The sequence below is a fragment of the Pseudomonas sp. 9.2(2024) genome, from assembly GCF_039695385.1.
In the GTDB taxonomy this organism is placed as follows: Bacteria; Pseudomonadota; Gammaproteobacteria; order Pseudomonadales; family Pseudomonadaceae; genus Aquipseudomonas; species Aquipseudomonas paraglycinae.
In genome coordinates this window covers 4,429,915-4,449,540 of record NZ_CP155585.1, presented here as the reverse complement: position 1 = coordinate 4,449,540, position 19,626 = coordinate 4,429,915, and the positions used below count along the sequence as shown (strand labels likewise).

The following is a 19,626-nucleotide window of genomic DNA, read 5'->3' as shown; positions in this document are numbered from 1 at the left end:
GCGATTCATGCTGGCTGTTGATGAGGTGCCGCCGGTGGCGGCGTCGGTGGTGCAGGTCGGCGACGCTCGCGAGCGGTTTGGCCAGTGGCGCGAAGGCAAGGCCGGCAAGGTGTTGTCGATCTCGGTGATCGGTGACAGCTACAGCGCCGGGCAGGATTTCTACCTGAACAAACTGGTGCAACGGGTGGCCGGGGAGGTCGGGTTTGCCGGGCCGGGTTATGTCGGTTTCAACCACGGCGCAGCGCTCGGCGGCACGCATTTCAAGTACACCCGCAGCAGCGAAAAATACTTCGGCGGCGACTGGCAGGTCTCCGGCCTCGGCCAGGCCAGCCCCGACAGCCGCACGGTGACCGGCCACCCCGGCGCCTGGCTGCAAGTCGAGGCCAGCCCGACGCCTGCCATCAACACCGCAGTCACCCAGGCGAAACTGCTTTACCTCGGCAACGGTGAGTCCAGTGAGTTGCGTTATCGCTGGTCACCCTCCGCCGACTGGCAGCCGTTGAAACTCGCGGGCGAGGGCGTACAGGAAGTCCCGCTGTCCGCTACGTCGGCCGCCACCGACTGGGCCTTCAGACTGGAAGTGCTGAAGGGCGCGCCGACCCTGTTCGGCCTGTGGCTGAGCAACGATCAGGACGGGGTTCGGGTATCGAAACTGGCCGCGTCCGGCGCGGCATCTGCTGATTTCTATCACGACGATGCGCGCTGGCAGGCGCAGTGGAAAGCCGTGGTGTCGAAGATCCCCGCAGACATTTACCTGATCATGCTCGGTGGCAACGACCAGGGTTTTGGCGTAAAGCCCGAGCAGTATCTGCATAACGTTCAGGGTCTGGTCGGCATGCTCCGCGAGATTCAACCGGCGGCAAGCATCAACCTGATCCTGCGTCAGGACACCACCCGCTCCAGCGCCTATCCGATGTCGGCTTATGCGCAGGTCATCGAGCCCTGGGCCCGTGAGCAGCGTCTGGGTTACGCCAATCTGCAATGCGCGTTCGGCACCGACGTCAAACGCTACGCCGCAGCGATGATCGGGCCGGACAAGATTCATCCGGTGCCGGCCACGGGCGGGCGGGTGATTGCCGATTACTTCTATCGTTGGGTCGTGGGCGGACAGCAAAAAGTCTCGCCACAGGACAGCTGTGGCGAGACTTCGAAGTAGCCGTCAGTTGTCGAACAGATCCAGATGGCTCAGCAGCTCTGCGGTTTTCTGCGGCATCAACTGCGTCACGCAACGGGTTTCCACGTTGACGATGATCGCCGGGTCGTTGCAGCAAATCCGCACGCGAAAACGCCAGTCGCTGAAAATCACTTTCAGGCCGTCGCGGTCATCGACCTCCAGCGCCTGTTCGCCGTAGATCCGTTTCAGGTGGGCGAGCAGGGGATACGGATCACGCATCGGTCGGCGTATGTCCCCGGACGACGGAAACACGCCGAGGCGGTCGACCAGCAGCAGGGTGCCCAGCCACGGGCCATTGGCGCTGGGCAATGGCTGATGGCGGGATAACCAGCTCATCACCCCGAGGTTGTCCACCTCACGTTCAATCTCTGCGGAATGTTGTGCAATGTTCATGGTTGCCTCGTTGGATGTGCGTGCGGCGATGAATCAGTGAGGGCCGCTCAGCGGCCCTTCAGATAGACGTTGTCGTAGCAGAAGTTGGTTGCCTGCAGGTAACCTTCGGCGTCGCCGCAGTCGAAGCGCAGACCTTTGAATTTGTAGGCCAGCACGCAACCGTTCTGCGCCTGTTTCATCAAGGCGTCGGTGATCTGGATTTCGCCGCCCTTGCCCGGCTCGGTGTCGGCGATCAGGTCGAAGATGTCCGGCGTGAGGATGTAGCGGCCGATGATCGCCAGGTTCGACGGTGCGTCTTGCGGGGCCGGTTTTTCCACCATGTGGTTGACCCGGTAGATGCCCTCGGAAATCGCCTCGCCGGCGATCACTCCGTACTTGTGGGTCTGGTCGCGCGGGACTTCCTGGATGGCGACGATCGAGCAGCGGAATTTCCTGTACAGCTCGATCATCTGCGTCAGTACGCCGTCGCCTTCGAGGTTCAGGCACAGGTCGTCCGCCAGCACCACGGCGAAGGGCTCGTCGCCGATCAACGGGCGGCCGCTGAGAATCGCGTGGCCCAGGCCTTTCATTTCCACCTGACGGGTGTAGGAGAACGTGCAGGTGTCGATCAGCTCGCGAGTGCCGGCCAGGAACTTCTCTTTCTCGGTGCCACGAATCTGGTGCTCGAGTTCGTAGCTGATGTCGAAGTGGTCTTCCAGTGCGCGCTTGCCCCGGCCGGTGACGATGGCCATGTGTTGCAGGCCGGCGTCCCGTGCTTCTTCAACGGCGTATTCGATCAACGGCTTGTTGACGATCGGCAGCATTTCCTTGGGCATGGCTTTGGTGGCCGGCAAGAAACGCGTGCCATAACCGGCAGCGGGGAACAAACATTTACGGATCATAAAAGTTTCCTGGTCATTCATGGCGCACTGCCATCGTTTATTGCAATAACGAAAGGTTGCAAGTTATTGAAGCTGTACTTTAATACCTGACTCGGGAGATGAGTGGCAAATAGCAATGAGTGTAAAACACGACAATGTTATGAGATGTCGGTTTGACACTTATTGGTTATTTTTAGTCGGCATCCGTTGATAGTGATGAATGCGCGGGAGTGCTAATAAGTACCAGGCAATACAGTTTGGCTTGTAAAAATATTTATAGCCAGTGATTGAACTGTTTTTGTTTCTGGTTGTTGTCGCGTTGTTTGTGTGAATCAAGACACACATTAAACAAACAGCGCTTGACACGCGAGTTGGCACTTTTCCCACTTATGGACCGCGCTATGAAGATTCTGGTAACGGGTGGCGCCGGCTATATCGGCTCGCACACCACACTTGCACTACTTGAAGCAGGTTATGAAGTTGTAGTTCTGGATAATCTTTGCAACAGCAGCGACGCCGCCTTGCACGCGGTGGAAGCCATTTGCGGCAAAAGTGCGCTGATGATTCGCGGGGATGTCTGTGACCGGGCCCTGCTGGACCGGATTTTCCAGCAGCACGCCATCGATGCCGTGCTGCATTTCGCCGGGCTCAAGGCCGTGGGCGAGAGCGTGCGCAAGCCGCTCGAATACTACGAAACCAACGTCAGCGGCAGCATCACGCTGTGCCAGGCGATGGCAGCGGCGGGAGTGTTCCGGCTGGTGTTCAGCTCGTCTGCCACGGTCTACGGCGAGCCGGCGCAGATGCCGATCCGCGAGGATTTCCCGACCGGCACTCCGACCAATCCCTACGGCCAGTCCAAGCTGATCGTCGAGAACGTGCTGCGCGACCTGTGCCAGTCCGAACCGCGCTGGAGCATTGCGCTGCTGCGCTACTTCAACCCGATCGGCGCGCATCACAGCGGCCAGATGGGCGAAGACCCCAACGGCATTCCGAACAATCTGGTGCCTTACATCAGCCAGGTGGCGGTCGGCAGCCTCAAGGAGTTGTCGATCTTCGGCGACGATTACCCGACGGTCGACGGTACCGGCGTGCGTGATTACATCCATGTAGTGGATCTGGCGGACGGGCACCTGAAAGCCCTGCAAACCATCGCCGACCGTACCGGCATTCATACCTGGAACCTCGGCACCGGCGACGGCTACAGCGTGTTGCAGGTGCTGCGGGCCTTCGAGCAGGCCTGCGGGCAGCCGGTGCCTTACCGGGTAATGCCACGGCGTTCCGGGGATATTGCCGAGAGCTGGGCCGACGCCTCGAAAGCGGCGAAGGAACTCGGCTGGAAAGCCACACGCAACTTGCAGGACATGGTCACCGACACCTGGCGCTGGCAATCGAATCATCCCCGGGGTTATCAGGGATGATGGCGTTTTAGTGCAATGTTAGTTTCAGTCAGGTTGTTAGATATCGTCGGGAAATTAGACTGGCAATGCCTTTTGCAAGTCCGTAGATATAAACCTGCCGTTCGACTTTTATCAGTTGTGTAAGACTGTGAAAGAACAACGGATCTTGTTCGCGCTTTTTGCGACTTGAACTCTACCACCTCTAACGAACACCCGATGTTAGGTGCGATGTTAGAAAGGAGTTGATATGAAGAAAGTGATGGCGATCGCCCTGTTGACGATGTTGAGCAACTGGGCCTCCGCAGCTGAAGCGCCGCTTACAGCAGTGACCAATGTATCTGGCAGTGTCGCGGCTTCTACAGCGCCTGCTGCCAGTACTGCCATGGTCGCCAGTGCTGTAGCGGCGTCCAACAGTGGTGGAAGTGCCAACGGCGGTACAACGGGTACCACCGGTACCACGGGTACAACCGGCACGCACAACTAACTGAAGTATCTGTTGGTGCAGTACAGGGTCGCCCGACGAAAGTCGGGTGACTTTGTTTTTGGATTCGCCCTTGAATAGCGTAGTGCCATTATGACCCGTCGTTTTTCTCTTTTATTGTTGGCAAGTATCGCTTTGCAAGGTTGCATGTTCTCCCCCGGCCAGTACCTGAGCACCAGTAGCATCACGCGCCAGGGCGCCAGCGAAAGCAGCCGGGTCGAGCTCATTCCGATCACCCCCAAGCTCATCGCCATGAACCGCGCCACGTACAAGCGTGAGTCGGTGCCGGCGGAGTTGTTGGCGACCCCGGCCGAATACCGCATCGGCAGCAACGATGTGCTGTACATCACGGTCTGGGATCACCCCGAGCTGACCGCCCCCTCGGGTGCGCAACAGCAGATCGACGCCAACGGCCGTCTGGTGCGCTCCGACGGCACCTTGTACTACCCGTACATCAAGGAAGTCCAGGCCGCCGGCAAAACCATCCAGCAGCTGCGTTCGGACATCGAGCAACGTCTCTCGGCGTTCATTGCCGAGCCGCAAGTGGATGTTGCGGTGCTGCGTTTCGCCAGCCAGAAAGTCGTGGTCTCGGGCGCCGTCACCAAGGCCGGCCCCCAGGCGATTTCGACCAACCCGCTGAGCGTGGTCGAAGCCCTCGGTTCGGCCGGTGTCGATACCAACAATGCCGACTTGTCCGGGCTGATGCTGACGCGCAACGGGCGGGTCTATCCGCTCAATCTCGACGCGCTCAATCAGCAGGATTCCGAATTGCAGAACGTCTACCTCAAGGGAGGCGATCAACTGTATCTGCCGTACAACGACAACAAGCGCATCTACGTGATGGGCGAGGTCAACCAGCCCCGTGCGCTGAGCTTCAAGACCGCCACCATGAACCTGTCCGACGTGCTCGGGTCGGTCGGCGGCTTGAGCCAGACCACCTCCAACGGCAACGCCGTGTACGTGATTCGCGGGGTGGAAAACCTCGACGTGGAGCCGGCGAAAATCTATCAGCTGGAAGCCGAGTCGCCGACCGCCATGGCGCTCGCCTCGCACTTCGAAGTGCGGCCTCAGGACGTGGTCTACGTCGGGCCTGCCAACGTGACTCGCTGGAATCGCCTGATCAGCCAGTTGGTGCCGTCGGCATCGATTGTCGGGACCGGGGCTTCCGCTGCGAAGAACTGGAGCGAATACAGTAACAACAGCAAATAAGGCCGCCGACTGTGAAAACGTTGAAAGTGGGCGTGTGCCTGATGGCGGCCGTGTTGCTCAGTGGCTGCAATCCGCTGATGAGCGCTTCGTTGAACAACCTCAAGTCCGCCGTCATCGGGCCGGATGAACTGGACGTGTCGGCGGAGCAGGTCGCGGGGGTCAAGTATCCCCAACTCAAACTGACCACGCCGTCCGGCTCCGGGGTGCTGGCGCTGGTGCGCGAGCGCGAGGACCTGCAGTTCTGGGTCGCCTCCGGCAAGCAGGTGCTGCTGATGCGCGACGGCCTGGCCATGCGCACTGTCGGCCTGGGCGTGGAGGGCGATCTCGACGGCACGCGCCTGTCCGATGACTCGCCGTTCAAACAGGGCCTGCATCGCATCACCGACGGCTACACCAGCCGCCGCTGGATCGACCTCTACAAGGGCCAGGAAGTCGGGATCATCGTCAACAGCCGCTTCTCCCGAAAATCCCTGGAAACCCTCGACATTCTCGACAAGGAATACTCCGTGCTGCGTGTCGATGAGCAGATTGACGCGCCGGCCATCGGCCTGCGCGCAACCAACCGTTACTGGGTCGATCCGGTGGACGGTTTCATTGTGCAGAGTGAACAGCAACTGACCTCGCAGTTGCGGGTCAGGATCGTGCAGCTGACCCCTGACCGCAGGCATCTGCCGTGAAGCGGCTCAGAGCGCTGTCGGCGTGTTTGATGTTACTCACTGGGATCAGCGAGGCAGCGGTTATCGTCAGCGGTGATGTCGCCAACCCGGGCCCGATCGAATTGCCGGCGGGCGGACGTTTGCGCGATGTGATCGGTGAGGCCGTGCCGAATGCCGAAGGCTACTGGCTGGCGGGCGTTCTGCTGCGTCAGTCGTTGCTGGAAGAACAGACGCGACTCAAGGTCGGCGTGCTGTTCGATCTGGACGTGCTGCAGCGCATGGCCATGCTGTTTGACAAGCCGAGTCGAGCGGCGCTGGCCCAGCGACTGGCCGAGCAGGTCCGGCAGATGCCGGTGACCGGGCGGCAGATCGCCGATCTCGATCCGGTGGCGGTGGAAGTCGGCTTCGCCCGCAACATCCGCCTCGACGATGGCGATCAACTGATCTACCCGAAACGGGTCGACGAAGTCGAAGTGCTGGGCGCCGTCGCCGAGCCGTGCCGTTTGCCTTATCAGCCGTTGCAGGAGGCCCGCGAATACCTGCAGGGCTGCACGTTGCTGACGGCGGACGCCGATGCCGACTATCTGTGGCTGATCCAGCCCAACGGCGAATCGCGGCGGGTCGGCATCGCCCACTGGAACCGCGAGAGCGGGCAGATGCCCGTGGCCGGCAGCAAGATTCTGGTGCCGGTGAAAAACGATGATCTGGATCCGCCTGTCCCTGAACTGAATCAGCAGTTGGCCGAATTGATTGCCACGCAGTTGGCTGAGGTGGTTCGTTGAATTTGCGTTTTGCAGCTGTGTTGTTATTGCCATGTGGCCTGGTGCATGCCGAGCCACGGATCACCCAGAATGATTTTGGCGGCGTCGGTCTGTTGCAGACCCCGACCGCGCGCATGTCGCCCGCCGGTGAGTTGAGCGTCAACGCCAACCGCACCGAACCGTACAGCCGATACAGCGTTTCGTTGCAGCCGCTCGACTGGCTGGAAGGTTCGTTTCGCTACACCGCCATCACCAACCGTCCCTACGGTTCCGAAGCGCTGAGCGGCAGCCAGAGCTATAAGGACAAGGCGGTCGACGCCAAGGTCCGGCTGTGGCAGGAAAGCCACTGGGCGCCGGAAGTGGCGCTGGGCTTTCGAGACATCGGCGGTACCGGTCTGTTTGCCAGTGAATTCTTCGTCGCAAACAAGCGCTGGGACAATTTCGATTTCAGCGCCGGCATCGCCTGGGGTTACATCGGTAATCGCGGCGATGTCGACAACCCGTTGGGTTCGATCAGTGACCGCTTCAACACCCGCCCTGACCTGGAGGGCACCGGTGACGTCAACGCCGGCTCGTACTTTCGCGGCAAGCCGTCGTTTTTCGGCGGTGTGAGTTACCAGACGCCCTGGGACCGTCTCAGCCTGAAGCTCGAATACGAAGGCAACGACTACAAGCACGAGCCCAAGGACAACATCATCAAGCAGGACTCGCCGATCAACCTCGGTGCGGTGTTCAAGGTGACCGATTCCGTCGATGTGAGTGCGGCCTGGGAGCGCGGCAACACGGCGATGTTCGGCATCACGTTCCACACCAATTTCGTCAGCCGCAAGGCCCCGGCCAAGACCTTCGACCCACCGGCCGAACCGCTGCCGGCGAAGGCGCCGAGCACGACGATGGAAGAGGTCAATTGGGCCGACGTGTCGCGCCGTTTGCAGCAGAACGCTGGCTACAAGGTCGAGCGCATCACCCAGCGCGATTCCGAACTGATCGTGTACGGCGAGCAGCAGCGCTATTTCCATTCGCCCAAAGCCGTCGGCCGCGCGAGCCGGATTCTCGACAACAGCGTCAACGACGACATCGACTGGTTCACCGTGGTCAACAAGCGCTACGACCTGCCGCTGGAGGAAACCAGCGTGCCCCGGCAGACCTTCCGCGAAGTGATCAACAACGAAGAACCGCTGGAATCGCTGCACCGCACCACCGAGATCAATCCGGCGATGCCGCGCAACGAGAAAACCCTCTACACCGAAGCGCCGCAGCACTTCAATTACGGCGTCGGCCTGGGCTTCAAACAGAACGTCGGCGGCCCCGATGGTTTGCTCTATCAGTTCACGGCGGATCTGGATGCCGAGTACCGCTTCAACCGCAACACCTGGTGGAACGGTTTGCTCAGTCAGAACCTGATCAACAACTTCGACAAATTCACCTACGACGCCCCCAGCGGCCTGCCGCGCGTGCGCACCGACTTGCGTCAGTACCTGACCACGTCGGACACCACCATGCCGCTGTTTCAGGTCAGCCACGCCGAGCAACTGGACAAGGATCTGTACGGCATGGTCTACGGCGGTTATCTGGAATCGATGTTCGCCGGGGTCGGGGGCGAGGTGCTGTTTCGCCCGACCGGCAAGCGCTGGTCGATCGGTGCGGATCTGAACTACGTGCGTCAGCGTGAATTCGACCAGGGTTTCGGTTTGCGCGATTACTCGGTCTGGACCGGCCACATCACCGGCTACACCGACCTGCCGTTCGACACGCTGGCCGCGGTCAGCGTCGGCCGTTATCTGGCGGGCGACTTTGGCGGCACGGTGGACATCTCCCGCGAGTTCTTCAACGGCGTGCGCTTTGGCGCCTGGGCGACGATCACCACTGCCGGCAGCGCCGAGTATGGCGAGGGTAGTTTCGACAAGGGGCTGTACCTGTCGATTCCGTTCGACGAAATGATGAGCATGTCGACCATGCGCCGCGCCAACCTGGTGTGGGCTCCGCTGACCCGTGACGGTGGCGCGCGGCTTAATCGCAGCTTCCAGCTGCACTCCATGACGGATAGTCGGGAAGGGGACATGTTCTACCGCAACTTCGGGAAGATTACTGAGTAGGTTCCGAAGAGCGGGAAGAAAAAGCGGGAGCCCGATGGCTCCCGTTTTTGTTTGTGGTGAAGGGGGATCTTGATCCAGCCATGATTGCGGTGGGAGTCGGTGTATTCCAGGTTCAAACCTGATGTTGAATGAACCGGCGCCTTCGCGGGCAAGCCCGCTCCCACAGGTTAGTGGGTGAGGTCGCAATCTTCAGCATTTCCCTAATCCCTGTGGGAGCGGGCTTGCCCGCGATGGCGTCTGTTCAGCCGACATCAAAACATCAGACTCTCCTTGGCCGCAGAGCCCTCCGCCAACCCCCAAATCCCGCCCACAAAAAAGGGGACTTTCGTCCCCTTGCGGTGTTGCCTTCTCAAGCCCTGCGTCTCAGTAAATATCCTTCGACAACAGGGTGAACGGCGTCTTCACCAGAATTTTCAGATCCAGCCACAGCGACCAGTTGTTGATGTACTTCAGGTCGATCTCGACACGCTTTTCCATTTTGTCGAGGGTGTCTGTCTCGCCCCGGCAACCGCTGATCTGCGCCAGGCCAGTGATGCCCGGTTTGATTCGGTGGCGGGCCATGTAGGCGAGGATCTTGCCCGAGTAGTAGTTGTTGTGCGCCACCGCGTGCGGACGTGGGCCGACCAGTGCCATGTGCCCTTGCAGCACGTTGAACAGTTGCGGCAGCTCATCCAGCGAAGTGCGACGGATGAAGCGACCGACCGCGGTAATGCGCGAATCGTTGCGGCTGGCCTGCTTGACGTCACGGTCATCGTGAACGCGCATCGAGCGGAATTTCCAGACCTTGATCACCTTGCCGTTCCAGCCATGGCGATCCTGCTTGAAGAACACCGGGCCCGGCGAGTTGAGTTTCACCGCCAGGGCCACGGCCAGCAGCACCGGGCTCAACAGGATGATGGCCAGCAGGGCGACGGTTTTTTCCACCAGGCTTTTGCTCAGCGCTGCGGTCGGGCGGCTGGTCAACGGGCTTTCGTTGAGGTAGATCGCCGGCAGGCCATCCACGACTTTCACCGAGTGGTTGAGCAGTGTCAGGCTGTTCAGATCCGGCACCCAGACCACGTCAACGTTGGCATCCAGCAAGTCCACATACATCGCCTCGATCTTGGCGGCTTCCGACAGCGGCAGCGTGATGTACAGGCGGCGGATGTCGTGGTTCTGGATCAGCTCGAGCAGTTCGTCCTGAGCGCCGACAACGCGCGGGGCGTCCGCTTCCAGCGACGCGGTATCGCCGTTGCTGACCAGACCAACCAGCGGCAGGTTTTCGTGCTGGCTCAACTTCTTCGCCAGGCCCAGAGCCAGTTCGCCGGTGCCGACGATCAGGGTCTTGTGTTCGCTTTTGCGCGAACGCTGGTAGAACTTCGAAAACGCATGCAGCGGTGCGTACAGCAGCGCCTGACCGAGGAAACCGTATACCGCCCACTCAAGGATGACCTGGCGAGAGAACAGCGCATCGGCCTTGCAGATGAAGGCGATGAACGCCAGCCCGGCCATGGTCATGAACCAGCCCATGAACAGTCGACCCAGCCCGGTCAAATAATTGTCTCGCTTTCGATACGCGCCGCTGAAGGTATAAGCCGGCACCGAGGCCAGTACCGCCAGGATCGTGCACATCCGATAGTAGAACTCGACGGTGCCAGTGTGCTGTTCGGCCAGTATGAACAACAGGGAAACAATGAAACTCTGTGCCAGCGCCCATTGGCCCCAAAAGGTCAGTCCCTTGAGGCCGGTGTTTCGATTGATACGAAGAGAAAGATCCATACGATATCCCCAAAAGACGTCCGTTCAGGTTTCGACAGTAGAAAACCGAGTTGTTAAGCAGACTTGTTATTGTTGTTTGAGTCAGTGTCCTGAGGTAACAACGCCGGAATGCGGAACTGTCGTCAGTCAATAGACTAAGTTATTGCCGGGGATGCTGTCTGACGAGTTCTAACAAGATGGCACAGTGCCAACTTATTTAAATTTACAATATTCAAACGTTAGAAAAGGTCGAAAGGCAGGGGGTGAATAATCAATATTGTGTTTGCTATCGTAGGTGGGGTCAGGAGGCGGGTATAACCAGGGAGGGGTGAAACCAAACAGAGTGCTTTTTTATTTTTGTAATCGCACTTGTATCTGTTTGTCTTGTAGTGAGGGATGTTGTTTAGGCAACAACTTCCTGGATCAGGCAATAACCGCGATTGCGCACGGCACGAAACAATCGTTCACCGTTGCTGGCGTTCTTGAATTTGTCTTGAAGACGGCTCAGGCACATTTCCAGTCCCCGGTATTGCTCCGGCTCGCGGCCGATGCTGAGGATCAGATCGTCGCGACTGACAACACGATCTTCATGGTGCAGCATCTTGCGCACCAGTGCGGTTTCAAGCCCGGTGAGACTGATCTCGACGCCTTCTTTCGTCAATGCACCCTGATCATTGTCCAGATGCCAGGCTTCGGTGCAGGGCGCGTCGGATTCGATCGTTCGGGAAGTGTCAGTAGGGTTTTCGGACATGGCCGTGGAATTGTGAAATGAATGCGCCGATTGTGCTGCCAGCCATTCCGATTCGAGGGTGGCCAATATGCGCTGGGTATCATGTTCAATGCTGGGTGCGACATGCTTCCTTGTGCCGCGTGGGTAAGTGAACTCCATCAGCATCGGAGTGGAAGAGGGCGAAGCAACACCTTCAATAAACATTTGTGCCTGAGACGTGCCAAACGAATTGAAACGCTCACTGGAGAGAATGCTCTCGAGTTCGCGTTGCGACGCTGAGCTGTTAGTCACGACAACAAAGTATTTTCTTGGGAGGGTCGTGCTGGTTTCCATGTCTCTCTCCTAAAGTACACACCAAATTTGGCGAAAAAATAATGGCAGGCGAGCAATGTTTTCCTCGGAATTAATCGATCAGGCAGGGTCTGGGCCCAAAGATGGCCTCGATAAGTTCCACTCGGTCTGCGTTAGAGTAATGGTTTATTGTTATGTTTAAGTGTTGCAGCGCTCATGCAATTGACAGCTTTTTATTAGATATGTGACGCGGTTAAAACTATGAGAAAGCGGATGTTTGAAGCGTTGCATCAGACGTTCCCTCGTATGCTGCAAAAGAGTGTTTCCCTGAATCAAGGAGTTGAGATCAACCCTCTCATCAGACGATAGCCATACCCGCGAATGCTCTGTATGGCGTTCGTACCGTACACGTCCTTGATTTTCCCACGCAAGCGGCTGATGGATTTTTCCAGCGCCCGAGGGTCGTAGAATTGGGTGTTCAGCCCCATGATGCTGGCGATTTCATCGTGGCTGAGAATGTGATTGCCGGTCTGCGCAAAGGCTTGCAGGATCTTCATTTCGGCAAAGGAGATATCGAGTTTCTTGCTGGTGTCCGAGAGGCAGATGCGGGTGGGGTCCAGCACCAGATTGATATCGCGTTGCCATTCTTCGCTGTCGAAGAACTCACCCAGCAGTTCCGCGCTTTCATCGGACAAGGTATTGAGTTTGATACAGAAGTCGGCACCGGCCAGGAAGTACTTGATCTTGTTGTGGGCGCCGCGACCTGTGATCACTGCACAAATAATCGGCTTCAAGTTGTCGTTGCGCAGGTTTTCCACCAGGGCAAGGTTATCTTCGAGTGCCTGAGGGCTGTCGATGATAATGAAGATCGCCCGATACAGGCCGTGATATTCGTTGTGCTGATATGAACTAATGTAGGCGTCGGCTTCAACAGCCACACCGCTCTGCACATGCTTTGCGATTAGCGCGCTAAAGTGTTCAGCCACGCCACGGGTACGACCCAGGGTGAGAACACCTGGTTCGTCGCTTGTGCGGCGCGGGCTTCTAGTCGCTAAGTTACCTGTGAGCATCATGCATTGACTCGAAAAGGTGCTGACATCGGGATGTTAAAGCACCGGTTCTCATCTGTGACTGACAATTGGTAACATTTGGACGAATTTTAGACGTGGCTCCCGAGTTTTCTAACAATAATTAAGCGATTCAAGCTTTTAGTTGATTTTTTCGGGGCTGTGAACTAACGGAATTGAGGCCGTTAGATGGTGGCAATATGGAATGGTGCCACTATTTTGTAATTATCGCGAGCTGTTTTTATGTCCCTTGGCCATCACTCAACTGCCTACGTATCAGAGCAGTGTGAGGTGGGTCACATTTTAGGGGCAGGCCTGTCTTTTGGCTATAACGTCGACAAGTTCACACACGGACGTTTATTAACATGCCTTGAGTGTGGCTTTTGATAAGACATATTCTCCGTCCCCGAGTCGGGCAATGGGTGTGCATCTGCCAATTGTTTTACTTCAGATACTCAATGCCTGAATGCATTTAACAGGGCGCCCGCAAAGAGCGTTCTGACGGAGGATTAATGGATTTACTGACCTTGTTCAAGGTGCTGATTCTTGGGGCGGTAGAAGGCCTGACCGAGTTCCTGCCCATTTCCAGTACGGGCCACCAGATTATCGTTGCCGACTTGCTGGAGTTCGGCGGTGAACGCGCCATGGCGTTCAACATCATTATTCAACTGGGTGCCATTCTGGCCGTGGTCTGGGAGTTTCGCCCGAAGATCTTCGAGATCGTCAAAGGCCTGCCGACCCAAAGTAATGCCCAGCGTTTTACCCGCAATTTGCTGATCGCCTTTTTCCCGGCGGTCATTCTCGGCGTGTTATTCGCCGACACGATTCATGAATACCTGTTCAACCCGATCACCGTTGCCGTTGCATTGGTCGTGGGCGGCATCTTGATGTTGTGGGCCGAGCAGCGGGATCATGTAGTGAGTGTCGACCATGTGGACGACATGAAGTGGGCCGACGCGCTGAAGATCGGTTGCGTACAGTGCCTGGCGATGATTCCAGGCACGTCGCGCTCCGGTTCCACCATCATCGGCGGTCTGCTGTTCGGCCTGTCACGCAAGGCCGCCACGGAGTTCTCGTTCTTTCTGGCGATGCCGACCATGGTCGGCGCCGCGGTGTATTCCGGCTACAAGTACCGCGAACTGTTCCAGAGCGGCGACCTGCCAGTCTTCGCCCTGGGCTTCGTCGTAGCGTTCATCTTCGCGATGATCGCCGTGCGCGGCCTGCTGAAGTTCATTGCGAACCACAGCTACGCCACTTTCGCTTGGTATCGGATCGGCTTCGGCTTGCTGATCCTTGCCACCTGGCAGTTCGGCTGGGTGAACTGGACGGCGGCCGCAGCCGCCTGATCATTGACTGCTGATCAGTGCGGCGACGGCGAGGTCATTCAATTCAGAGTCGGGCGAATCCTGACGAAACCGCTGCAAGGCTGACGTGAAATACGCAGCCTTCAGCATGCCGTCGCTGGCTAGATAAAGCCGCGCGTCTTCCAGCTCCTCGGGGGAGTAAACGCGTTTATGGCTGTCGGTGGTTTCTTGCGAGGCTGTAAAAGGAGTGAGCAGCAGGGAAGCAAGCGAGAAACCAGACAACTTGGTCACCTCCCATGGCGTATCGGTGTTACCCAGACACAGCCCGTCGCAGTGGGCCTGGGCATTAGGCGTGGCGCAAAACAAGGCAAGGAGGGTGCAACGCTTGAAACCAGAGAAATTCAACGCGGGCATAAACAAAAGACATCCTGTCAGTACATCAAAAGAATTACATCAGCGGGCAACAGTCAGTCGTTGCCCGCATATTCAAAGCATCGATCAACGACCCGCCAGCAACTCCGCCGCCTGATCCAGCAACGCCAGCGGATCCTTGGCCTTGTGGATATCCACCGACAACAACTGACGAAACTTGCGCGCCCCCGGAAACCCGGTGCCCAGGCCCAGCACATGCCGGGTGATGTGATGCATCGCGCCGCCGGCCAGCAAATGCTCGGCTATATAAGGCCGCAACTGCGCCAGCGCCTCGGCCCGGCTGATCACCGGCGCGGCACTGCCGAATAACTGCTGATCCACCTCGGCCAGCAGATAAGGATTGTGATACGCCTCGCGCCCCAGCATCACGCCGTCAAAGGTCTGCAAATGCTCATGGCAGGCCTCCATCGTCTTGATCCCGCCGTTCAGAATGAACTCCAACTCCGGAAAATCCGCCTTCAACCGCGCCGCCACGTCATAACGCAACGGCGGAATGTCCCGGTTCTCCTTCGGCGACAACCCCTCCAGAATCGCAATCCGCGCATGCACCGTAAAACTCGTGCACCCGGCATCCCGCACCGTGCCGACGAAATCGCACAGCTGCTCATAACTGTCCCGCCCATTGATCCCGATCCGATGCTTCACCGTCACCGGAATCGACACCGCATCACGCATCGCCTTCACACAATCCGCCACCAACTGCGGATGCCCCATCAGGCACGCCCCGATCATATTGTTCTGCACCCGATCACTCGGGCAGCCAACGTTCAGATTCACCTCGTCGTAACCGTGTTCCTGCGCCATACGCGCGCAAGCGGCCAGGTCCAGCGGGACGCTACCACCCAACTGCAACGCCAGCGGATGCTCGGCTTCGTTGTGACGCAGGAAACGCTCGTGATCGCCGTTGAGCAGAGCGCCGGTGGTGACCATTTCGGTGTAGAGCAGGGCGTTTTTCGACAGGATGCGTAGGAAGTACCGGCAGTGACGGTCAGTCCAATCCATCATCGGCGCGACGGAGAAACGGCGGGAAAGTGGGGCGGGTGTGGCGGAGATTGGGGGCATTGGGGGTACGGAATCGGTGTGGCTGGGAGGTGGGGGAGTTTATCAGGAATGGCCGGGAGGGGCTTGGGGAGGACCTGAACGCTGTGCTGACGGGGTTTGGTGCCTGAAAAGGGGCACTGATACATAAATCAGTCCCCAGTCTTCCCAGTCTTCCGGGCCAGTCCGCTATTGGGCATTGAAGATCTTCATTTCCATGATCTGCGGCATGAAAGGGTGAGCCGGCTGTTCGAGATGGACTGAGATATTCCCAGAGTTTCGAATGCCTCGGGTCATCGAGACTGGAACTCGTTACGACGTTACACCCATCTGCGCAGGCAAGGTGATAAATATAATAAATGGTTATGGCTAGAAAAAAATCTGTCCGGGAGCTATAAGTAAATGATTGCGCTTTTGAGTGAGAAAAGTTTGCCCGGAAACTTGATGTCTTGAAGGTGATAAATGGAGTTAAAAATTGCGTGGTGGAACACGGGGATGTCTCCGCCGACGACCAAAAAAAGTGCTAAAGGCAAGAGGGAGGCTAAAGGTTTTTTAACCGTGCTGCGGCATCTGCTTGTTGAGGATGAGATTGACTTGCTAGGCTTGTGTGAGGTCAGCCTGGTAGAAATATCCGCAATAAGTTTGCTGCTTGAAGGATTTGAAGAGAAGAATTTAAAAGTTGTTTCTCTTTATAGCGTTAGTGGTAATAGTGTTAATGATTTCTGCGTCATAATAAATGAGCGGAAAGTTGAGTACTTGGATCATCAATTTGTGAATAGGCGAGATGAGGCGCGCGTATTTTATAAGGCGGGGGTTAAAGTTAGGTTTCGCGTTTGTAATGAGTCGGTTTTTACTGTTTATTTGTCGCACTGGCAAAGTCGGCGTTCGGTGCCAGAGAAGCCGCATAGGGCGGAATTAGGAAGCGCCCTGAGGTCATCAATAAATGCGGTGTTTGAAATGGGAGGAGATAATTCCCACATTGTACTTATGGGAGATTTCAATGATGATCCGTACGAAGACTCAATGACGCATCATCTGAAGGCAACCCGTGATAAGAGTTTCGTTTTGGCGAATAAGCGCGTGTTGTATAATCCATTCTGGAGAGAAATGGGAGCCTTGATCCCCTATGTACACACTGATCGGCCATTATGGAATTACCCCTATGGCACCTGCTATTATAAGCAAGGCAAAGAAATGACCTATTGGAAAACGTTCGATCAGATGTTGTTTTCTTCATCGTTTTTTGGTCAGGGTAACTGGCATCTTTCGGAGGGGGCAACTAAAATTTACTCTCTAATTGAATTTGGGCGTTATTTTGATGATTGGAGTGTTGTTTCTGATCATTTGCCGGTTTCAACGAAGCTCATGAGGGTTTGACATGTTTGATTTCGTGGGAGCATTTAAGCGAGGCATTAAAGCCGCAAAGGAGCTTAATAAGTATCAATTAGAGATTGACGAGGTTTTCTTCGAACTTGCAGGTAAGTTTTTGGAGGCGACAGAAGGTGAGTTTGTTATAGAGCGTTTGAGCTCGTACGTATCAGGTGTTTCGGCGGCTTTAGATGTTTTGACTGGAACTCCACCTGTCTCGCAGGTGCAAACTAGTGGGGCGATTTTCATACGATCTACGAACGATGCTAATAAAAAGGCGAAGATTGCCAATTGGATTAAGCACCCTAAAGGTTTTACTTTTGTGCTGCAATTTGAGCAGCGTGAAATAATATCGAAGAGCAAGGTTGAGTTGGGTGCTGCATTGGAAGAGCTCTTGAGTGCTCCTGTTGTAGGTAAAACATATTTGAGTTTGCTGAACTCATCTCTAACTGATCGCAAAGAAAAAGAAGTTGTCAAAGGTCGTCCACTTAGAGTGGTGAAAGGGAGTGCAGTAGCAGCGGCAAAGCCCGGGGCAGTCTGGGCTGCGGCGAAACCAGCAGCGAAACCTGCGGCAGCCAAGGTAGCGGCTAAATCAGCAGCAAAACCTGCGGCAGCCAAGGTAGCGGCTAAATCAGCAGCAAAACCTGCGGCAGCCAAGGTAGCGGCTAAGCCAACAGTAAAACCTGCGGCAGCCAAGGTAGCGGCTCAGCCAACAGTAAAACCTGCGGCATCCAAGGTAGCGGCTAAATCAGCAGCAAAACCTGCGGCAGCCAAGGTAGCGGCTAAGCCAACAGCAAAACCTGCGGCATCCAAGGCCACGGCTAAGCCAGCAGCAAAACCTGCGGCAGGCAAGGCAGAGGCTAATTCAGCAGCAAAACCTGCGGCACCCAAGGCCGCACTTAAGCCGACAGCGAAAAAACCTGCGGCAGTCAAGCCACCAACTGCGCCTAGAGCAATCAAGCCAGCAGCTCCAAGCCCTGCATCAGCTGCGGTGCCAAATGCTGACGCGTTGGGTGACGGCGTAAATGAAGTGAAGCCCGGAAACCCTCAAAGTGAGCTTAATCCAGGGCTCTAAATGATCTGCATTGAGCCCATCAAGCTACGGCATTCTTATTTAGATGAAGGGTCAAATAAGGGGCGTAAGCCCCTTATTTATGCTGCACGCCCCATGAACAATAGGGGGACAGATCTATTCAATCCGGAGGCGATGGCTTTGGGCCTTGTCCGGGAACGGGGCAACTGGTGGGATCGGTGGTGCGGGCGGCTGGCTTTGACATGTGTGACGTCCTGTCAACGGATTTGGGACAAAAGGGACGGGACAAAAGCGGAACAAAAGGACAAAAGGGACAGATTTATTTGTTATTGACTTCTAGGTGATAAATAAATCTCTCCCCATTTTGTTGTGTTTTTTTATTTGTGCTAGTCTTGTAAGGGCTGCTCTTGTTAAGGGTCGATGATCGCATTTTAATTTTGTCCGTTTCTTAAGAACTCAAAAAAGCTTACGTGTTTTTTACTGTCTTTCAAATGTTTACGGTATTCGTTATCAAGTTGCATTAGAGCGGGGCTTCTCACAATTAATGCGGGGTGGGAAGTTTGTTTTGAAAGATTTTTTATTAAGCTAAGTGCTTTCTCTAGTATTTTTATGCATGCTAGAGACATGTTTGTTTTGTTCGACTGTTTAGATGATACCCATAGTTCTGAGCGATGTGTGCTTGTTTCCCAGTTAGGGTGAGTGGAGATTTTGGTTTTGTTAGTCGGGCGCAAAGTAATAGCGGACTTTAGGGTGGAGATTTGTGATTTTTGCGCATCTGAGAAATATATATTTTCGCTGGCGTTAACGAATTGTAGTAGGTTTAGGCTGTCCATGTCGTGCTGCTCAGTTATATGGGTGGTGTTTGATCTGCGATCCCCAGTCTTATAACATTCAGAGTCGTAGTAATATAATAGGATTGATGGCGATATAGGTAGGAAGATTTGTAGGCCTTTGCACGCAAGGCCGATGGCGCTCATGTAAGGAAGCTTTTCAAATAGTTGGTTGTAAAGAACTGCTGGGTTGTCAGATGTTATAAACTCTGTCCCTTCCTTTGCAATTAATATTTTGCACTTTAAGTCTAGAATAAGATGTAGGCCGGAGGTCGCGGTGGCTACTGAAAATGCACCGGCTTCGGTTATGGAGACTTTTAATTTTTCAATGTCGCTTTGGTTTAGAGATTTGTTCGCAGAAAGTAATTTTTTTGCAAATTTGTCAGTCATCTCATTTAGAGCATCTACTGCGTAGGTGGTTCTGCTGTGCTGAATTAAGACAAAAAGCATTAGGCGCATATGTTCTATTGTGAAAGGGCGGGGAGGTATTTTTTCTTTTATTATTGATCTAAATATTCTTGCGGCGACGCCTTCGATTCCGCCTAATGCTTTTTCGACTTTGTCGTCTTTTCCATAGAGATAGTCTTTGTAACACTGATTTTTGAGGTTTGCCTGGGAGATGGTTTTGTTGTGGGTAATGTTGAAAATGTTTATCGATAGATTGTTTTGTGAGAAGTTTTTTAAATAGAATTTAGGGACGTAATGATGTTTTTTATTTGCGGGCATAGGGAGGGCCTTGAGTGTTTTAAGTTTTTTATGGTGTTGTTGC

General features: G+C 55.7%; 18 protein-coding genes and 1 pseudogene. 11 read left to right on the top strand and 8 right to left on the bottom strand.

Going from position 1 to position 19,626, the window contains the following annotated elements; translation table 11 throughout:
• Positions 1-7 precede the first annotated feature (7 nt).
• On the top strand, positions 8-1,156 hold the full coding sequence (locus tag ABFB52_RS19940) for an SGNH/GDSL hydrolase family protein (protein ID WP_085748360.1): 1,149 nt from the start codon (positions 8-10) through the stop codon (positions 1,154-1,156).
• Between the two features lie 3 nt (positions 1,157-1,159).
• Here ABFB52_RS19940 and ABFB52_RS19935 read toward each other — a convergent pair whose 3' ends face one another.
• Both ABFB52_RS19935 and galU read right to left on the bottom strand, forming a co-directional pair.
• Positions 1,160-1,567 (bottom strand): mannose-1-phosphate guanylyltransferase, encoded by a 408-nt coding sequence (locus tag ABFB52_RS19935; protein WP_085748361.1) that lies wholly within the window; start codon positions 1,565-1,567, stop codon positions 1,160-1,162.
• 47 nt (positions 1,568-1,614) lie between these two features.
• A complete protein-coding gene (gene galU / locus ABFB52_RS19930; protein ID WP_085613139.1) occupies positions 1,615-2,448 on the bottom strand; it encodes a UTP--glucose-1-phosphate uridylyltransferase GalU in 834 nt (277 codons plus the stop codon).
• A 380-nt stretch (positions 2,449-2,828) separates the two neighbouring features.
• On the opposite strand from galU, the gene galE reads away from it, so the two are divergent.
• From galE to ABFB52_RS19900, 6 genes are all read left to right on the top strand, one after another.
• On the top strand, positions 2,829-3,845 hold the full coding sequence (gene galE / locus ABFB52_RS19925) for a UDP-glucose 4-epimerase GalE (RefSeq protein ID WP_039772766.1): 1,017 nt from the start codon (positions 2,829-2,831) through the stop codon (positions 3,843-3,845).
• A gap of 226 nt (positions 3,846-4,071) precedes the next feature.
• On the top strand, positions 4,072-4,308 hold the full coding sequence (locus ABFB52_RS19920; protein WP_003226528.1) for a hypothetical protein: 237 nt from the start codon (positions 4,072-4,074) through the stop codon (positions 4,306-4,308).
• Between the two features lie 90 nt (positions 4,309-4,398).
• The gene (locus ABFB52_RS19915; protein WP_172829496.1) at positions 4,399-5,514 is read left to right on the top strand and encodes a polysaccharide biosynthesis/export family protein; all 1,116 of its coding nucleotides are present in this window, start codon (positions 4,399-4,401) and stop codon (positions 5,512-5,514) included.
• An 11-nt stretch (positions 5,515-5,525) separates the two neighbouring features.
• Positions 5,526-6,191, top strand: a complete 666-nt coding sequence (locus tag ABFB52_RS19910) for a YjbF family lipoprotein (RefSeq protein WP_129973242.1) — start codon at positions 5,526-5,528, stop codon at positions 6,189-6,191.
• Positions 6,192-6,220: 29 nt separating this feature from the next.
• Positions 6,221-6,952, top strand: coding sequence for a capsule biosynthesis GfcC family protein (locus tag ABFB52_RS19905; RefSeq protein ID WP_064381057.1), 732 nt, complete (start codon positions 6,221-6,223; stop codon positions 6,950-6,952).
• Positions 6,949-9,027 (top strand): YjbH domain-containing protein, encoded by a 2,079-nt coding sequence (locus tag ABFB52_RS19900; RefSeq protein ID WP_129973243.1) that lies wholly within the window; start codon positions 6,949-6,951, stop codon positions 9,025-9,027. Before ABFB52_RS19905 ends, ABFB52_RS19900 begins: the two co-directional genes overlap by 4 nt.
• Before the next feature lie 363 nt (positions 9,028-9,390).
• Here the strand turns inward: ABFB52_RS19900 and ABFB52_RS19895 are convergent, their stop codons facing one another.
• From ABFB52_RS19895 to ABFB52_RS19885, 3 genes are all read right to left on the bottom strand, one after another.
• On the bottom strand, positions 9,391-10,785 hold the full coding sequence (locus ABFB52_RS19895) for an undecaprenyl-phosphate glucose phosphotransferase (RefSeq protein ID WP_129973244.1): 1,395 nt from the start codon (positions 10,783-10,785) through the stop codon (positions 9,391-9,393).
• 382 nt (positions 10,786-11,167) lie between these two features.
• On the bottom strand, positions 11,168-11,827 hold the full coding sequence (locus tag ABFB52_RS19890) for a helix-turn-helix domain-containing protein (protein ID WP_129973245.1): 660 nt from the start codon (positions 11,825-11,827) through the stop codon (positions 11,168-11,170).
• A gap of 290 nt (positions 11,828-12,117) precedes the next feature.
• Complete coding sequence (locus tag ABFB52_RS19885) at positions 12,118-12,858, bottom strand: winged helix-turn-helix domain-containing protein (protein ID WP_102688122.1); 741 nt, start codon at positions 12,856-12,858, stop codon at positions 12,118-12,120.
• A gap of 506 nt (positions 12,859-13,364) precedes the next feature.
• Here ABFB52_RS19885 and ABFB52_RS19880 point away from each other — a divergent pair.
• Positions 13,365-14,198: an undecaprenyl-diphosphate phosphatase gene (locus ABFB52_RS19880; RefSeq protein ID WP_129973246.1), complete on the top strand. Its 834-nt coding sequence runs from the start codon at positions 13,365-13,367 to the stop codon at positions 14,196-14,198.
• Here the strand turns inward: ABFB52_RS19880 and ABFB52_RS19875 are convergent, their stop codons facing one another.
• On the bottom strand, positions 14,199-14,570 hold the full coding sequence (locus tag ABFB52_RS19875; RefSeq protein ID WP_129973247.1) for a DUF2388 domain-containing protein: 372 nt from the start codon (positions 14,568-14,570) through the stop codon (positions 14,199-14,201).
• A gap of 84 nt (positions 14,571-14,654) precedes the next feature.
• The gene (dusA, locus tag ABFB52_RS19870; RefSeq protein WP_346836102.1) at positions 14,655-15,650 is read right to left on the bottom strand and encodes a tRNA dihydrouridine(20/20a) synthase DusA; all 996 of its coding nucleotides are present in this window, start codon (positions 15,648-15,650) and stop codon (positions 14,655-14,657) included.
• Positions 15,651-15,821: 171 nt separating this feature from the next.
• On the opposite strand from dusA, the pseudogene ABFB52_RS19865 reads away from it, so the two are divergent.
• The 3 genes and pseudogenes from ABFB52_RS19865 to ABFB52_RS19855 form a co-directional block, all read left to right on the top strand.
• Positions 15,822-16,028, top strand: a pseudogene (locus ABFB52_RS19865) (tyrosine-type recombinase/integrase); the annotation flags it as partial.
• 60 nt (positions 16,029-16,088) lie between these two features.
• Entirely contained in the window at positions 16,089-17,003 is a 915-nt protein-coding gene (locus tag ABFB52_RS19860; protein ID WP_129974282.1) for an endonuclease/exonuclease/phosphatase family protein, read from the top strand.
• Between the two features lies 1 nt (position 17,004).
• Positions 17,005-18,069: a transcriptional regulator gene (locus ABFB52_RS19855; protein ID WP_346836101.1), complete on the top strand. Its 1,065-nt coding sequence runs from the start codon at positions 17,005-17,007 to the stop codon at positions 18,067-18,069.
• 389 nt (positions 18,070-18,458) lie between these two features.
• On the opposite strand, the gene ABFB52_RS19850 is transcribed toward ABFB52_RS19855, so the two are convergent.
• Positions 18,459-19,583, bottom strand: a complete 1,125-nt coding sequence (locus ABFB52_RS19850) for a DUF4238 domain-containing protein (RefSeq protein ID WP_129974281.1) — start codon at positions 19,581-19,583, stop codon at positions 18,459-18,461.
• Between the last annotated feature and the right edge of the window lie 43 nt (positions 19,584-19,626).

Bases quoted from the DNA above. Each gene is read 5' to 3' on its own strand.
- ABFB52_RS19855 (WP_346836101.1), top strand. From the start codon at position 17,005: ATGTTTGATTTCGTGGGAGCATTTAAGCGAGGCATTAAAGCCGCAAAG.
- galU (WP_085613139.1), bottom strand. From the start codon at position 2,448: ATGATCCGTAAATGTTTGTTCCCCGCTGCCGGTTATGGCACGCGTTTC.
- ABFB52_RS19890 (WP_129973245.1), bottom strand. From the start codon at position 11,827: ATGGAAACCAGCACGACCCTCCCAAGAAAATACTTTGTTGTCGTGACT.
- ABFB52_RS19880 (WP_129973246.1), top strand. From the start codon at position 13,365: ATGGATTTACTGACCTTGTTCAAGGTGCTGATTCTTGGGGCGGTAGAA.
- galE (WP_039772766.1), top strand. From the start codon at position 2,829: ATGAAGATTCTGGTAACGGGTGGCGCCGGCTATATCGGCTCGCACACC.
- dusA (WP_346836102.1), bottom strand. From the start codon at position 15,650: ATGCCCCCAATCTCCGCCACACCCGCCCCACTTTCCCGCCGTTTCTCC.
- ABFB52_RS19860 (WP_129974282.1), top strand. From the start codon at position 16,089: ATGGAGTTAAAAATTGCGTGGTGGAACACGGGGATGTCTCCGCCGACG.
- ABFB52_RS19850 (WP_129974281.1), bottom strand. From the start codon at position 19,583: ATGCCCGCAAATAAAAAACATCATTACGTCCCTAAATTCTATTTAAAA.
- ABFB52_RS19915 (WP_172829496.1), top strand. From the start codon at position 4,399: ATGACCCGTCGTTTTTCTCTTTTATTGTTGGCAAGTATCGCTTTGCAA.
- ABFB52_RS19920 (WP_003226528.1), top strand. From the start codon at position 4,072: ATGAAGAAAGTGATGGCGATCGCCCTGTTGACGATGTTGAGCAACTGG.
- ABFB52_RS19905 (WP_064381057.1), top strand. From the start codon at position 6,221: ATGTTACTCACTGGGATCAGCGAGGCAGCGGTTATCGTCAGCGGTGAT.
- ABFB52_RS19885 (WP_102688122.1), bottom strand. From the start codon at position 12,858: ATGATGCTCACAGGTAACTTAGCGACTAGAAGCCCGCGCCGCACAAGC.
- ABFB52_RS19895 (WP_129973244.1), bottom strand. From the start codon at position 10,785: ATGGATCTTTCTCTTCGTATCAATCGAAACACCGGCCTCAAGGGACTG.
- ABFB52_RS19940 (WP_085748360.1), top strand. From the start codon at position 8: ATGCTGGCTGTTGATGAGGTGCCGCCGGTGGCGGCGTCGGTGGTGCAG.
- ABFB52_RS19935 (WP_085748361.1), bottom strand. From the start codon at position 1,567: ATGAACATTGCACAACATTCCGCAGAGATTGAACGTGAGGTGGACAAC.
- ABFB52_RS19875 (WP_129973247.1), bottom strand. From the start codon at position 14,570: ATGCCCGCGTTGAATTTCTCTGGTTTCAAGCGTTGCACCCTCCTTGCC.